The organism is Micromonospora sp. NPDC005299 (genome assembly GCF_042872345.1).
Taxonomy (GTDB): domain Bacteria; phylum Actinomycetota; class Actinomycetes; order Mycobacteriales; family Micromonosporaceae; genus Micromonospora.
This window is the reverse complement of sequence record NZ_JBIAKG010000005.1, coordinates 95,463-110,455: the sequence shown is the minus strand read 5'-3', so window position 1 is coordinate 110,455 and position 14,993 is coordinate 95,463. Positions and strand designations below refer to the sequence as shown.

Below are 14,993 nucleotides of genomic sequence, written 5' to 3'. Positions count from 1 at the left end.
CTGCACCTCACCGCAGCCCCCCGGCGCGGTCGGCTGACTGAGCACGTCCACTCCCGCTCCGGCGGGTTTTCGCTCTCCCTGGAGGCCCCCACCATGCGTACCCATCCCTCATCCCGACGACCGCGCAGCGCGGTCGTGGCCGCGCTGGTCGCGGCCGTCGCGGTCACCGCGACCGGCTGCGGCTCCGGCGCGAGCGGCGGCAAGGCCAAGAGCGGCGACAAGCCGTTCATCGCGCTGAGCAACGGCTTCATCGGCAACGGTTGGCGGCAGACGATGATCGCCAAGTTCGAGGCCGCCGCCACCAAGGCGCAGAACGACGGGCTGATCAGCAAGTTCAAGGTCGTCAACGCCCCGGGCGAGAACTCGGCCACCGAGCAGGTCGCCCAGATCAAGAGCCTGCTGCTGCAGAAGCCGGACGCCCTGCTGATCGACCCGGCCTCGCCGACCGCGCTGAAGCCGGTCATCCAGCAGGCCTGCGACGCCGGCATCAAGGTCGTCGTCTTCGACTCGGCGATCGACGCCCCCTGCGCCCACGTGCTGCTCAACAGCTTCAAGGACTGGGCGACGGCCGCGGCCGAGCCGCTGGTCAAGGGCATCGGCGGCAAGGGCACCGTGATCGTCAGCCGGGGCGTGGTCGGCTCTCAGCCCGAGGCGGAGATGTACCAGACCACGAAGGACATCCTGGCCAAGAACCCGGACGTCAAGGTCGCCGCGACCGTCAACGGGATGTGCGACGGCGCCAAGGCGCAAAAGGCCGTGCTCGGCGTGCTGTCGAGCGTGCCGACGGTCGACGGGGTCATCGGGTGCGGTGACGGTTACGGCGTCGCCCAGGCCTTCAGCACGGCCAACAAGCCGGTGCCGGCGGTCACCTTCGAGACCAACGGCCGCGCGCTGAAGTACTGGCAGGACAGCAAGCTCGACAACGGCTCGGTCGCGGTCATGTCCGACCCCGGCCAGTCGGTCGCCGCGCTGTGGGAGGCGATCGACCTGCTCGACGGCAAGGACGTCCCGAAGGAGATGACCTTCCCGATCGTGCTGGTGGAGCAGAAGGACGTCGCCGCGTGGGCCGGCGTCCTGAAGCCCGACGAGTACGCCGCCTGGCCGTGGACCCAGGAGCTCTTCCGCAAGCAGGTCGAGGCCGTCAAGAGCGGTGGCGCCCCGGTGCAGCCGCCGATCCCGACGGCCGCCGGCTGACCGGACAGCAACTCAAGGAGCGCATCATGCACGTCGACAACCTGCCGGTGGGGTCGCACGCGGCCCCGCCGCAGGGCGACCGGAAGCCGTCCGCGGCGCCACCGGTCGTCACCGCGCGGCGGGTGACCAGGACGTACGGGCGCACCCGGGCCCTCACCGGCGTGGACCTCGACGTCCGCGCCGGTGAGGTGCTCGGCCTCGTCGGTCACAACGGCGCCGGCAAGAGCACGCTGATGCGCGTCCTCGCCGGCCTCGAACCCTGCGACGAGGGCACGGTCACCGTGGGCGGGCACAAGGACGTCACACCGGGCGCCGACCCGTTCCGCGCCGTCCGGATGGCCTACCAGGAAACGTCGCTCTGCCCGGACCTCACCGTCGCCGAGAACATCTGGGTCTCGTCCCGGCACTGCCTGCCCCGCGTGCGCTGGCGACGGGCGGCCAGCACGGCAGTCGTCCGCCGGCTGGACGAGATGTTCCCGGGTCACGGGGTGGCCCCGCGGGACCGGGTCGAGGACCTCTCGCTGGCCCAGCGGCAGATGGTGGAGATCGTCCGGGCGAGCCTGGTCGACCGGCTCGACCTGCTAATCCTGGACGAGCCGACCGAGTCCCTCGGCCCCGACGCAGCGCATTCGCTCTACACGTACGTCCGCCGGCTCACCGCGCAGGGCACGGCCGTCCTGCTCATCTCACACCGCATCCGTGAGGTGCTCTCGGTGGCCGACCGGGTCGCGGTGATGCGCGACGGCGCGGTCGTCGCGGAGCGACCCGCGGCCGGCCTCAGCGAACAGGACGTGCTCGTGCTGATGGGTGCGGAGGTAGTGGAACCGGCCGCCGCCCCCGCAGTCGCCCGGACTGCTGGCGATCGGCCGGTCGTCGCCGAACTGCGCGGCGCCACCGGCCATGGCCTGCACGACGTGTCGATCACGGTCGGCCGGGGTGAGGTCGTCGGGCTGGCCGGGCTCGCCGGCCAGGGGCAACAGCGGGTGCTCGAACGGTTGTGGCGTCCCGTCCGGCGGGACACCAAGGTCGAGGGCACCCGCGCCTACGTGCCCGGTGACCGGCAACGCTCGGGCGTCCTGCCGCTGTGGTCCGTGGCGGAGAACCTCATCGTCACCGCCATGCGCGGCCTGTCCCGGTACGGCGTGCGCCGCTCCGACGCGGAGGAGGCCGCGGTCCGCGAGTGGGTGGACCGGCTGTCCATCCGCGGTGGTGCCGACGCGGGCATGACCGAGCTCAGCGGCGGCAACCAGCAGAAGGTCATCGTGGCCCGGGCGTTCGCCTCCACGGCCGACCTGGTCCTGCTCGACGACCCGTTCCGCGGGGTCGACGTGCACACCAAGACCGACCTCTACACGCTCATCCGGCAGGAGGCGGCCGGCGGCCGCAGCGTGGTCTGGTACTCGAGCGAGAACGCCGAGATGGCGCACTGCGACCGGGTCTACGTGCTGCGGGCCGGCCGGGTCGTCGCCGAACTGACCGGCGCGGAGATCTCCGAGGAACGGATCATCGCCGTCTCCTTCGCCGAATCCGAGTCGACGGGAGCACAGCGATGACGCACCTCGTCGCGACGGCGATGCCGTCACGGGCCCTGCTGCGCCGCACCGGGCCCGCCCTGGTCAGCGCGATCGCCATGGTGGCCATGATCGCGGTCTGCGCGTCGTTGCAGTCCGACGTGCTGACCGTGCCCGGTCTCGCGCTGATCCTCTCGACCACCGTGCCGCTGGTCATCGCGGCCCAGGCCCAGATGGTGCTGATGGCCGTCGGCGACATCGACCTCGGCATCGGCAACTTCGTCGGGCTGGTCACCGTCATCACCGCCACCAGGCTGGTCTCCTCCCCCGGCACCGGCGCGCTGCTGCTGCTCGGTCTCGTGGCGGCGTACGCAGTGCTCGGCGCGCTGATCCACCTGCGCCGGGTGCCGTCGCTGATCGCCACCCTCGGCGCCTCGTTCGTGTGGCTGGGTCTGGGGCTGTTCGTCCTGCCCACCCCGGGCGGCAGCACCCCCGAATGGCTGGCCGCCTTCGGCTCCTGGCAGCCGGGCGGCTTCCCCGCCCCGCTGCTGCCGATCCTCGTCGTCGCGGCGCTGGTCTGGCTGCTGTCGGCCCGCAGCTCCGTCGGGGTGCGGGTCCGCGCGCTGGGCAGCAACCCGGTCGCGCTGCAACGGGCCGGCCTGCGACCGCTGGCCGCCCGGGTCGTCGCGTACGCCGTGGCCGGCGCGCTCGGCGTTCTCTCCGGGCTCATGCTCGCCTCGCAGACCGGTGGCGGCGACGTCTCGTCCGCCACCAGCTACACGCTCATCACGGTCGCCGCGGTGATCCTCGGCGGCGGGTCCTTCGCCGGCGGCACCGCCGTGCCTTGGGGCGTCGCCATCGGCGGCATCACCCTCGGCCTGGTCAGTGTCGTCCTCAGCCTGCTCGACGTGCCGTCGAACATGCAGTCGGCCGTGCAGGGCGTGATCGTGCTGGCCGTGCTCGCCGGTCGCGTCGTGGTCGGAAAGGTGCTCCGATGACCCTCCGTACACTCGCCCGCCCGTGGATCTGGGGCTTCGTCGCCGCCGCGCTGGTCTGGGCCACCATCCTGGCCATCTCCAGCCAGGGCGGCGGACAGACCGTCTCGCTCGCGCTGTCCCTGGCCCCGTACCTGGTCATCGTCGGCCTGGGCCAGATGCTGGTGATCACCGCCGGGCCGGGCAACATCGACGTGTCGGTGGCGCCGGTCATCTCCCTCGCCGGGTTCGTCGCGGTGCAGGTGACCGCGACGACAGGATCGGTGCCGGTCGGCATCCTGGCCGGCATCGGGACCGGGCTGGCCATGGCCCTGGTCAGCGTGGTGGCGATCCTCGGGCTGTCCGTCCCGCCGATCATCGCCACCCTGGCCGCCGGGCTGATCGCCTCGTCGCTGACCCTGTCGCTGGCCGACGGCTTCACCGCGGTGCCCGACGACGGGCTGCGCCGGCTGCTCAACCTGCGGCCGGCCGGCGTACCCGTGCTCGCCGTCGGCGTGGCCGCGCTCACCGCGCTGGTCGTGGCCCTGCTGCGCCGCACCACCTACGGTCGCTCGCTGCTCGCGGTCGGGCAGAGCCGGCCGGCCGCGGAACGGGCGGGCATCCCGGTCAGCCGGATCATCGCCACCACCTACCTGGCCAGTGGCGCCCTGGCCGGACTGGCCGGCGCGCTGCTCGCCGCCTACATCGCGCCGTCGCCCGACCTGGGCACGCGCTACCTGCTCGACTCGGTCGCCGTCGTCGTCATCGGCGGCACGCTCATCTCGGGCGGTCGGGCCGTGCCGGTCGGCATCTGGGGCAGTGCGCTCTTCTTCATCCTGCTCGACGGCCTCGTCAACCTCGTGGGCTGGAGCACCGCCGCGCAGAACCTGCTCAAGGGCGGCCTGGTGCTGTTCGTCCTCTTCCTCGCCGGCGGCGGAACGCTGCGCAACGCCGGCGCGACCATTCGACCCCGTCGACGGCTGCGACCCGCGGCCGCGACCACCGCTGGAACTGACACAGGAGAGAACACCAATGGCTGACACCGACGGTCTGCTCGACGCCCGCGATTTCGGCGTCGCCGCCGCCACCACCGCCGGCTTCCACGTCAAGGGAGCCCACGCCCAGGACTGGGGCCTGCAGAACCGGCTGTCCCGGATCTTCCGACCCGACACCGGCCGTACGGTGATGCTGGCCTTCGACCACGGCTACTTCCTCGGGCCGATGGCCGGCCTGGAGCGGATCGACACCAACATCGCCCCGCTCGTGCCGGACGCCGACGCGATCATGATGACCCGCGGCGCGCTGCGCACCAGCATCCCGCCGCACAGCAGCGCCGGAATCGTGCTGCGGGCCAGCGGCGGGCCGAGCGTGCTGAAGGACCTCTCGGACGAGCACATCGCCCTGGACATCGAGGACGCGGTCCGGCTCAACGCGGCGGCGCTGGCGATCCAGGTGTTCATCGGCGGCGAGCACGAGTCCCGGTCGGTGGCGAACCTCGCCGCCCTCGTCGACGCCGGACAGCGGCACGGCGTCGCCGTGCTCGGTGTGACCGCCGTGGGCAAGGACATGGTCCGCGACGCGCGCTACTTCCGCCTCGCCACCCGGATCAGCGCGGAGATGGGCGCCCACATCGTCAAGACGTACTACGTCGACGAGGGCTTCGAGACGGTGACCGCCAGCTGCCCGGTGCCGATCATCGTGGCCGGCGGCAAGAAGCTGCCCGAACTCGACGCGCTGACCATGGCGTACCGGGCGATGCAGGAGGGCGCTGCGGGCGTCGACATGGGCCGGAACATCTTCCAGAGCGAGCACCCGGCCGCGATGCTGGCCGCGGTCCGCGCCGTGGTGCACGACGACGCCAAGCCCGAGGACGCCTACGAGCTGTTCCGGGAGCGGTCGGCCGGTTCCGCGTCCTGATCATCGCCAGGGGTGCGGGTCGCCCACCCGGCCCGCACCCCGCATCTCCGGGAGCTCCTCATGTCACACCCACAGACCGGCGCCGATGACCTCGTCGACCTCGTGATCATCGGTGCCGGCATCAACGGCCTCGCCATCGCCCGAGACGCCGCCGGCCGGGGCCTGAGCGTCGTCGTGGTCGACCGCGGGGACGTCGGCGCCGGCACCACCGCCACCTCCAGCCGGCTGATCCACGGCGGCCTGAAGTACCTCGAGCGCTACGACTTCACCCTGGTGCACGAGTCGATCCGGGAGCGGCACCTGCTGTTCCGCACCGCGCCGCACCTGGTGCACGACTACCCGATGCTGATCCCGTTCTACGCCGGGGACAGCCGGCCAGGACCGCTGATCCGCCTCGGCCTGACCGCGTTCGACGTCCTGGCCGCGGGCCGCGGGCGCGGACGCAGCCGGGGGCTGTCCGCCCGGGCGATCGCCCGGCGCTGGCCCCACCTTTCCCGCCGTGGCCTACGCGGCGGGGTGCTCTTCAACGACGCCCAGGTGCCGTGGGCCGAGCGGCTCTGCGTCGAGCTGCTGATCGACGCCGAGCGGCTGGGCGCGCGGGTGCTGACCTACACGACGGTGACCGGTCTGCTCGTGACGGACGGACGGGTGCACGGGGTCCGGACCCGGGACAACCAGTCGGGGCGGGATGGGGAGATCCGGGGTCGCCTCACGATCAACGCGGCCGGGCCGTGGATCGACCGGATCCTCGACGGCCAGGTCGAGAGCGGGCGCCTCAACGGCGGCACCAAGGGCAGCCACATCATCATCGACCCGTTCCCGGGCGCCCCGGACACCTGCATCTTCTTCGAGGCCGCCGCCGACCAGCGACCGATCTTCATCTTCCCGTGGGAGGGCCGGTACGTCCTCGGCAGCACCGACCTCACCTACGAGGGGGACCTGGACGAGGTCGTCGCCAGCGACGCCGAGATCGACTACCTGCTCACCGAGGCCAACCGGTTGTTCCCCCAGGCCGGCCTCACCCCTGACGACGTGCTGTACAGCGTCGCCGGAATCCGTCCACTGCCGTACACGGCCGGCGTGGCGGACAACGCCAAGATCAGTCGTGGGCACACGGTGCTCAACCACGCACCCGCGTACGAGGGGCTGCTCACGATCATCGGCGGCAAGCTGACCACCCACCGCGCCCTCGCCGAGGACGCCACCGACGAGGCGCTGAAGGTGCTCGGCCGGCCGCGGCAACGATGCACCACCCGTACCCGGCCGCTGCCCGGCGCCGACACCCCGGACTGGTACGCCTTCCGCGCGGACTTCCCGCGCTCGGCCGTCCCATTCACCCCGGCGCAGTCGGCCCGGCTACTGGACATCTACGGCGTCCGCGCCCGCCGGGTGCTCGAACTCGCCCTATCCGACCCGGCACTGGCCGAAGTCGTCGACGAGCGGACCGGGGCCGTCGCCGCCGAGGTGGTCATGGCCTTCCGCGAGGAGCGGGCCGTGACCTTGGCCGACGTGCTGCTGCGCCGTACGCTGGTCGGCCTCGGCCCGGACATGGCGGTGTCGACGGCCGTGACCTGCGCGGACGTCGCCGTACGGCAGCTCGGCTGGGACACCGAACGGGCCGACGCCGAGGTGGCCGCCTACCGGGCGGAGCTGCGGCGCTTCCGCCCGCGCGGCCTGAACCTCGCCCCGGCGACCGGAACGAACGACAGGAGGACGTCGTGACGATTCCGCACACTTGCTACCTCGGGGTCGACGTCGGCCTCACCGCCACCAAGGTGGCCGCCTTCGACGTCGTGGGCAATGAGCTGGCCGTGGTGCACGCGCGCACTCCGCGTACCAGCGTCACCGCCCACCGCCACGACGTCGACATGACCGCGCTGGCGGACACGGTGCTGTCGCTGCTGGCGGAGGTCGGCGGCAAGCTGGCCGCCGAGGGGTACGCCCCGGCGGGCATCGGCGTGGCCGCACACGGCAACGGCATCTACCCGGTCGACGGGTCCCTGCGCCCGATCGGGCCGGCCATCGCCTCGTCGGACAGCCGGGCACAGCACATCGTCCAGGCGATCCCGCCGGAGGGGGCCCGCCGGCTGGCCCTGGAGACGGGCTCGATCCCGTGGGCCGCCCAGCCCGCCGTCCTGCTGCGCTGGCTGCGGGACGCCGAGCCGGCGACGTACGCCGCCACCCGGTGGGTGCTGTCCTGCAAAGACTGGGTCACCGCGCAGCTCACTGGTGTCGCCAGCGCGGACTACAGCGACGCCAGCGCGTTCGGCCTGGTCGGGCTCGACACCCGCGCGTACACGCCGACGGCGCTCGAACTGGTCGGGCTGCCCGCCTCCGACCTGGACCGGTTCCCGCCGCTGCGCAGGTCCGACGAGGTGGTCGGCGGACTGAGCGTCGCAACCGCGGCCCGCACGGGGCTGCCCGAAGGCCTGCCGGTCATCGCCGGGTGCATGGACTGCGTGGCCGCCACACTCGGCGCCGGGGGACGGGAGCTCGGGGACGGGACGATCATCGTCGGCACCTGGGCGATCAACGGGGTGGTGGTGCCCGCGCGCACCCCCGCCCCGGAGGTCACACTCAGCGCGTTCATGCCCGATCCGGCCACAATGCTGGCCATGGAGGTGGCCCCCACGTCGGCGGCCAACCTCGAGTGGCTCGCCTGCGCCGGAGTGCCCCACCAGCAGACCGGCGGCGTCGCCGCGCCGGAACTGCTGCAGGAGGCCGCTGCGGTGCCGCCCGGCGCCGACGGCCTGCTGTTCCTGCCCTTCGTCAACGGCTCGCCCGAGCACCCGTCGGCGTCCGGCACCTTCCTCGGCATCTCCAGCAACCACCGCCGCGGCCACCTCACCCGGGCGGTCATCGAGGGCGTCGCCCAGTACCACCGGGTGCAGCTCGACCGGGTGCTGGCCAGCGGCGCGGACGTCGGTGACCGGCCCTGGCGGCTGGCCGGTGGCGGCGCGCGGTCGACAGTGTGGGCGCAGATCTTCGCCGACGTGCTCGGCCGCCCGGTCCGGCGGCAGCTCACCAGCGAACTCGGCGCCCGGGGCGTCGCCTCCCTGCTGCCCGGCGCCCTCGGCCACGACGTGCCGCCGTGGACCGTCAACGACGAGAACGACCTGTGCGTGCACCCGGGGCCGGACCGCGTCGCGTATCTGGAGCACGCCCAGGTGTTCGACCGCTGTCTTGCTGGGATGTCCTCCGTGTGGTCGGAGGTCGAGCGCTACCGCAACCCTGGTAGGCGCGTCTGACTTTGGGATCTGGTGACATCCGGGAGACTGGAGGACAGTTCTCCCGGATGTGGCAAGGGTGAGCAGCTGCGGCGGATCGTCTTGGACGATTTGGGTCGCGTCCGCGCTGATGGTGTAAGAGACGGCCATCGCGGGATCCGGTCTGACGTTATGCGGCGATCGGGGTGGGGTCGCTCTGGTCGGTGTGTTGGTCGGGCTGGACGGGGATGAGGCGGGCACGCCGACCTGCTGGCCCGGAGCGCCGCGGCCGACCGCGCGCTCGCCGAGGAGGCGGCGGCCGTACGCACGGCGGTCGCCCAGCTGACAACGGCCAACGACGCCCTCGGCCGGCGGGCGGACAAGATCATCAAGGTCAACGAGTGCATCGCCGACTTCAACGCGCTGGTCCGACAGTTCGAGAAGGGCGAACGGAACTGGCTCACCGCCAGCGACCTGCTGACGTCCTTCCCGCCCATCGAGGCGCGGGCGCACCGGCTGTTCCGGAAGTACGGACCCGACGACGCGGATGTGGGGGAAGGACTCGCCTCGCTGCACGCCGCGGTGACCGAGCTGCGCAGGAACATTCGCTGGTAGAGCCGGTCGACGCGGCGATCCCGCCCCAGGATGACGCACGACCGAACCCGGGGATATTGGGTGGGTACGTCAGCAGCCCGGTCGGTAGTTTTGGCGGGTGCCCCCACAGATTCCGCATCCCGAGCCCGGTGTGCCGGACACGAGGGGGCCGATGCGGTACGTCTGGTGGCTTGTTCGCTGTCAGCCCTGGCGGGTGCTGCGCGGTACCGTGGTCGGCACGGCGTGGATGATCGGGCTGTCGGTCCGGCCGTACCTGGTCTCCCGCGCCGTTGACGACGGGCTGCGCGCGCACGACACCCGAGCCCTGCTGCTATGGGTCGTGGCAATCGTCGTCGCGGGGGTGGGGCTGTCGTACCTGGGCATCATGCGGCACCGCACGATGACCTTCGTCCGAGAGGACGCTACAGCCCGCTCCGCGGCGGTCCTGCTGCGCCAGTTGTCCCGGATCGGCGCGGTGCTGCCGCGCCGGCTCGCCGCGGGGGAGGTCGCCACGGTCGGCGGCTCCGACATCGGCTACACGTCGCAGGTGCTGACGATGACTGGCCCGGGCGTCGGCGCGCTCATCGCGTACGCGGTAATCGCCGTCGTGCTGTGGTCGGTTTCCCCGTTGCTGGCGCTGTGTGTGCTGCTGGGCGTGCCGGCGATCGCGCTGATCATCGGACCGTTGCTGCGCCGCCTCGAAGGGGCGGAGTCCGTCTACCGGCACCAGCAGGGCGTCCTCACCACCCGGGCCGGCGACATCGTGGCCGGGCTGCGGGTGCTGGCCGGGGTCGGCGGCCGCGGCTTGTTCGCCCGCCGGTACGCCGCCCGCTCCAAGGACCTGCTCGCCGAGGGCTATCGGGTCGGTGCCGTCTACAGCTGGATCGACGCGTTGACGGTCGCCATACCGGGGCTGTTCCTCGCGGCCGTGGTGTGGCTCGCGGCTCGGATGGCGGTCGCTGGCGACATCACGGTCGGGCAGATGGTCGCCGTCTACGGATACGTGGCGACGCTCATCGTGCCGGTCTGGTTCCTGCTCGAGGGAAGCTACGGGGTGATCCGGGGCCGCGTCGCCGCCCGCCGCATCATCGCCCTGCTCAACCTGACCCCGGACCCCGTCGGCGGCCCGACCCCGCAGGACGTGGGCGGGCCGGGAAACGTACCCGGTGCCCGCCGGCCGCTGGCCAGGTCCGCGCCGGTACGGCCCGCGGACCTGTACGACCCCGCTTGCGGACTGACCGTGCGCGACGGTCGGCTGATCGGCGTGGCCGCCGACGACCCGGCCGAGGCCATCGCCCTGGCCGACCGGCTCGGACGCTACGTCGTCAGCGATGTGACCTGGGGCGGCGGGCCGCTGACCGGGATCGCACTCGACCAGGTTCGCGCCCGGATCCTGGTCGCCGACCACGAGTCCTACCTCTTCGCCGGGACCCTACGGGACATCCTGCTTGGCCGGGGGTCGAGCGCCGACGGCCGGGCGGGGAACGGCGACGGCCGCACCCGAGCAGGGAACGGCGACACCCTCGCCCAGAAGGGAGGCGTTGACCACCGGATCACGGCGGCCCTGCGTATCGCGTCGGCAGAGGACGTCGCCGACGCGCTGCCGGACGGGCTCGGCACCCCGATCGACACCCGGGCCCGCACACTCTCCGGCGGCCAGCGCCAACGGGTACGGCTGGCCCGGGCGCTGCTCGCCGAACCTGAGGTGCTGATCCTCATCGACCCGACGTCGGCGGTGGACGCGCACACGGAGGCGCGGATCGCCGAGCGGCTGCGCGTCGCGCGGGCCGGGCGGACCACCATCGTGCTCGCTACGTCACCGTTGCTGCTCGGGCACGCCGACACGGTCGCGCATCTGAGCGAGGGTCGGATCGTCGCCACCGGCACGCACGCCGAGCTGCTCGAACGCGACCGGGGCTACCGGCAGTTGGTGGCCCGGGGCAGCGACGACCGCGACTTCGAAGACTTCACCGGGGCCGAGGGGGCGTTGCGGTGAGCCGGCTGCCGGTAGCGGACCGGGCCGCCGTCCGACGGGAGATGCTGGACCTCGTCGGCCGGGACCGGCGCGCCGTCCTGGTCGTGCTGGTGTTGCATGGTGCCGCCGCGATCGCCGGACTCGCCGCGCCGTGGCTGCTCGGCAGGATCGTCGACCAGGTTGCCGCCGGCGCAGGCGTCGCCACCGTGGACCGCTTGGCGATGGCGATCGGCGGATGCGTTCTGGTGCAGGCGCTGCTCTCCCGGTACGCCCAGTACGCCGGTCACCGGTTCGGGGAGCGGGCGGTTGCCCGGCTGCGCGAGGAGTTCATCCGCAAGACGCTCGGCCTGCCCGTCTCCGTCGTGGAGCGGGCCGGCTCCGGGGACCTCGCCACCCGCAGCTCCGTTGACGTCTCGACCGTCGGGACAACCGTCCGCGACGTCGTGCCCACCATCGTCATCGCGTCCGCGCAGCTGACGCTGCTGTTCGGGGCGATCTTCCTGCTGCACCCGATGCTCGGCCTGGTCGCGCTGGCCGGGCTGCCGCCGATCTGGGCGGCGAGCCGCTGGTACCTGCGGCGGGCCAGCTCCGCCTACCTCGCCGAGGGCGCCGCCACCGCGGAGCTGACCGAGACGCTGACCACCACCGCCGAGGGCGCGCGCACCGTGGAGGCGCTGCGACTCACCGACGACCGGATCGTCCATGGCACCGAGCGCATCGCCCGGGTGTGGGCCACCCGACGGGCGACGCTCGCGCTACGGACCGTCTTCTACACGGTGGTGGAGGCCAGCTACCCGTTGCCGATCGCCGCAGTGCTGCTGGTCGGCGGATTCTTCCTGTCCAAGGGGATGGTCTCGCTCGGTGAGGTGGTCGCCGCCGCGCTCTATCTCCAGCAGGCGATCGAGCCGTTGGACCGAATCCTGCAGTGGACCGAACAGGCGCAGCGCGGCTTCGCGTCATTCGCCCGCGTGCTCGGCGTCGGCCAGGTGCCACCGGAGCCGCCCGGCAAAACCTCCGCGCCACCAGGGGAACGACTCGTCGTGCGCGGCGCCCGATTCTCGTACACCGAGGGCCACGACGTCCTGCACGGCATCGACCTGGAGGTACGGCCCGGCGAGCGGCTGGCCGTCGTCGGCCCGTCGGGCGCCGGAAAGTCCACCCTGGCCCGGCTGCTGGCCGGGATCGACGCGCCGCGACACGGCGTGGTCAGCATCGGCGGCTGCCCGGTCACCGACCTGGATCCCGCCGAGCGCCGCCGCCGGATCGCCCTGGTCACCCAGGAACACCACGTCTTCATCGGTTCTGTGCGCGACAACCTCGCCTTCGCCGCGCCGGACGCGTCCGACGAACAAATGCAAGCCGCGCTGGTCGCCGTCGGCGCCGACTGGTACGCCGAGCTGCCCAACGGCCTCGACACGGAACTCGGCGACGGGGCCAGGCAACTCGGGGCGGCCGATGCGCAGCAGCTCGCGCTGGCCCGGCTGGTGCTCGCCGACCCGCACACGCTGATCCTCGACGAGGCGACAGCCGCGCTCGATCCGACCACCGCCCGGCGTACCGAGCGCACGCTGGCGGCCGTGCTCACCGGCCGGACCGTCATCGCGATCGCGCACCGGCTCAACACCGCGCACGACGCCGACCGGGTCGCCGTGATGGAGGACGGCCGGATCACCGAGCTCGGCAGCCACGACGAACTCGTCCGGGCCGACGGGGCCTACGCCTCCCTCTGGCGCTCGTGGCACAGCTGAGAGGTTCGTGCAGCAACGTCAGGGCCGGCTCGCCATCGCGCCCTGCTCGCCCGATCTGCTGCAAGCTCCTTCTTCATATTCATTCCTATAGGTAGATCCGTCCGAGCCAGTTGAGGTCAGGCTCGCGGCTGCGCGGCCTTCTCACCATCGGACAGCCGAACAGCACCGCATGCGGGCGGGCCGGCCGATGGTGAGCACGGTGCCGGACCTTCCGGGGCGGGCGGGCTGATCAGTGTCCATCGCCGCCACTGTGTCATGGGCGGGGCCGTGGGTCTGCCTCGCCTGCAGCCGGGTTCTCGCGTGTGCCTGTGCGGCCTACAGCAGCCGTGGCGTAGCGCGTCACAGCTGTTCGACGACCTGCCGTAGTTCCGGGTTGAGTGTCCAGCCGTGCGTGTCGAGCAGCCCGCGCAGCTCGGCCAGCGCGGCGCGCGCCGCTGTGCCGGTGGTCAAGGTTGTGTAGCGGGCGGCGACCGCCGGCGTGCGACTCTGACCCGCGGCGCAGTGCAGCAGCACGACATGGCCCTCCTTGCGCAACTCGAGCAGCATGCGGGCGGCCTGATCGACTACGAAGTGCGGGTGTGCGTTGGCGCCGGGCTGGTCGACTAGCCACGCCCCGACCTTGTTGGCGACGGGCACGTCGTCGAAGTCGTCGCAGCCGACGCGACACAGGGAGATCACCGCGGTGGCGCGCGCTGCGGCTGCGTCGGTGTGGAGGTTGCCGAGGATCACCCCGGGGTCGTGCGGGTGTGCCTGCATCAACGGTGCAACTGCTTGCCGTGGCGCGCGAGCGCAGCCCGGCCAACCGCCCTGGCCGGCGTGGCCGCACTGGGCGGTCAGCACGCTCAGGCGGATCAGGTCCGCCGCGCGCTGCCTCGGCCAGCCGTGAACGGCGCGCTGCCAGGCCAGGGGCACCGCGGACGAGCCCCACCGGGCGCCGAGCAGTGCCCCGGCGATCGCCGCGACGGTGTCGGTGTCGTCGCCGACGCGGACCGCTGCCGTCAGGGTGCGTTCGAGATGCTGGCAGGGGAAGCTGCCGTGGCCCGGGTTGTGGTCCGGGATGTCGGTGTGTGTGATCGCTGACCAGGCGGCCTGCAACGCGGGAACCACAAAGCCGTTGGGTCGGAACTGCTCCGGCGGCTTGGACTCCGCCTCGGCCAACCAGCCCGACCATGGGTCACGGCGATCGGAGGGCAGCAGGGCCAGACCCTCGCGTACCCCGTCGAAGGTGCCGTCGATAACGGCCCGGCGGATCCCGGCGCACCACAGCACACACGCGTCCGCGGCCAGGGGGTCGTAGTGGGTCAGCTCACTGACTGCGCGGGCGGCTTCCGCGAGCGCCTCCGGATCGCCGAGGTAGGCCAGCGCAACCGGCGCGGTGCGCATCAGGGACCCGTTACCGGCGCTGCGGCCGGTCCGCCGGTGCAGATCGGCGGCTGCGTCTCGCATCGCCGCGGCAATGCCCGGTCCGCTCACGTGCGAGACCGCGTCCAGGACCTTGCGGGTCTGTGCCCCGATGTCGCTGGCGCCCTCCCGTTTCCACCGGAGGAAGTTGCCGGCGATGCGGTCGAGGGAGTCGATGCGGCGCAGGTCCGCCCCGGTGGCGGCCACCTCCGCTATGCACATCGCCATCTGGGTGTCATCGCTGTACTCACCCGGCGCGTACGGACCGAGTCCCCCACCACGCATCTCAGGCTGCTCGTTTGCCGGAAGCGGCGGTCCGAACTCGTACGGCACGCCCAACGCGTCACCGCACGCCGCAGCGAGGAGAACACCGGCAGCCCGGTCGCTCTGGATCGCATCCAGCGGCACAGTCGCTGTCATCAACTCCCCCACCCTCGCAACTCCCACATCCTCATGGCCGTCGCCGCCGTCAC

Annotated in this window: 10 protein-coding genes; 9 read left to right on the top strand and 1 reads right to left on the bottom strand. The window is 72.4% G+C overall.

Annotation, left to right across the window (positions count from 1 at the left end):
• Nucleotides 1-93 precede the first annotated feature (93 nt).
• From ACFYPD_RS16325 to ACFYPD_RS16285, 9 genes are all read left to right on the top strand, one after another.
• A complete protein-coding gene (locus ACFYPD_RS16325; protein ID WP_387113589.1) occupies nt 94-1,194 on the top strand; it encodes an ABC transporter substrate-binding protein in 1,101 nt (366 codons plus the stop codon).
• Between the two features lie 26 nt (nt 1,195-1,220).
• Entirely contained in the window at nt 1,221-2,747 is a 1,527-nt protein-coding gene (locus ACFYPD_RS16320; protein ID WP_387113587.1) for a sugar ABC transporter ATP-binding protein, read from the top strand.
• Nucleotides 2,744-3,703, top strand: a complete 960-nt coding sequence (locus ACFYPD_RS16315) for an ABC transporter permease (protein WP_387113585.1) — start codon at nt 2,744-2,746, stop codon at nt 3,701-3,703. Before ACFYPD_RS16320 ends, ACFYPD_RS16315 begins: the two co-directional genes overlap by 4 nt.
• A complete protein-coding gene (locus tag ACFYPD_RS16310; protein WP_387113583.1) occupies nt 3,700-4,719 on the top strand; it encodes an ABC transporter permease in 1,020 nt (339 codons plus the stop codon). The genes ACFYPD_RS16315 and ACFYPD_RS16310 overlap by 4 nt, the downstream gene beginning before the upstream one ends.
• Nucleotides 4,712-5,596: a 3-hydroxy-5-phosphonooxypentane-2,4-dione thiolase gene (lsrF, locus tag ACFYPD_RS16305; RefSeq protein WP_387113581.1), complete on the top strand. Its 885-nt coding sequence runs from the start codon at nt 4,712-4,714 to the stop codon at nt 5,594-5,596. The genes ACFYPD_RS16310 and lsrF overlap by 8 nt, the downstream gene beginning before the upstream one ends.
• Before the next feature lie 60 nt (nt 5,597-5,656).
• A complete protein-coding gene (locus ACFYPD_RS16300) occupies nt 5,657-7,318 on the top strand; it encodes a glycerol-3-phosphate dehydrogenase/oxidase (protein WP_387113579.1) in 1,662 nt (553 codons plus the stop codon).
• Nucleotides 7,315-8,844 (top strand): FGGY-family carbohydrate kinase, encoded by a 1,530-nt coding sequence (locus tag ACFYPD_RS16295; RefSeq protein ID WP_387113577.1) that lies wholly within the window; start codon nt 7,315-7,317, stop codon nt 8,842-8,844. Before ACFYPD_RS16300 ends, ACFYPD_RS16295 begins: the two co-directional genes overlap by 4 nt.
• Before the next feature lie 766 nt (nt 8,845-9,610).
• Nucleotides 9,611-11,392 carry an ABC transporter transmembrane domain-containing protein gene (locus ACFYPD_RS16290; protein ID WP_387113575.1) on the top strand — a complete coding sequence of 594 codons (1,782 nt, stop codon included), beginning with the start codon at nt 9,611-9,613 and terminating at the stop codon, nt 11,390-11,392.
• Nucleotides 11,393-11,433: 41 nt separating this feature from the next.
• Complete coding sequence (locus tag ACFYPD_RS16285; protein WP_387114366.1) at nt 11,434-13,119, top strand: ABC transporter ATP-binding protein; 1,686 nt, start codon at nt 11,434-11,436, stop codon at nt 13,117-13,119.
• Between the two features lie 339 nt (nt 13,120-13,458).
• Here the strand turns inward: ACFYPD_RS16285 and ACFYPD_RS16280 are convergent, their stop codons facing one another.
• Nucleotides 13,459-14,940, bottom strand: a complete 1,482-nt coding sequence (locus ACFYPD_RS16280) for an ADP-ribosylglycohydrolase family protein (protein WP_387113573.1) — start codon at nt 14,938-14,940, stop codon at nt 13,459-13,461.
• Nucleotides 14,941-14,993: the final 53 nt, after the last annotated feature.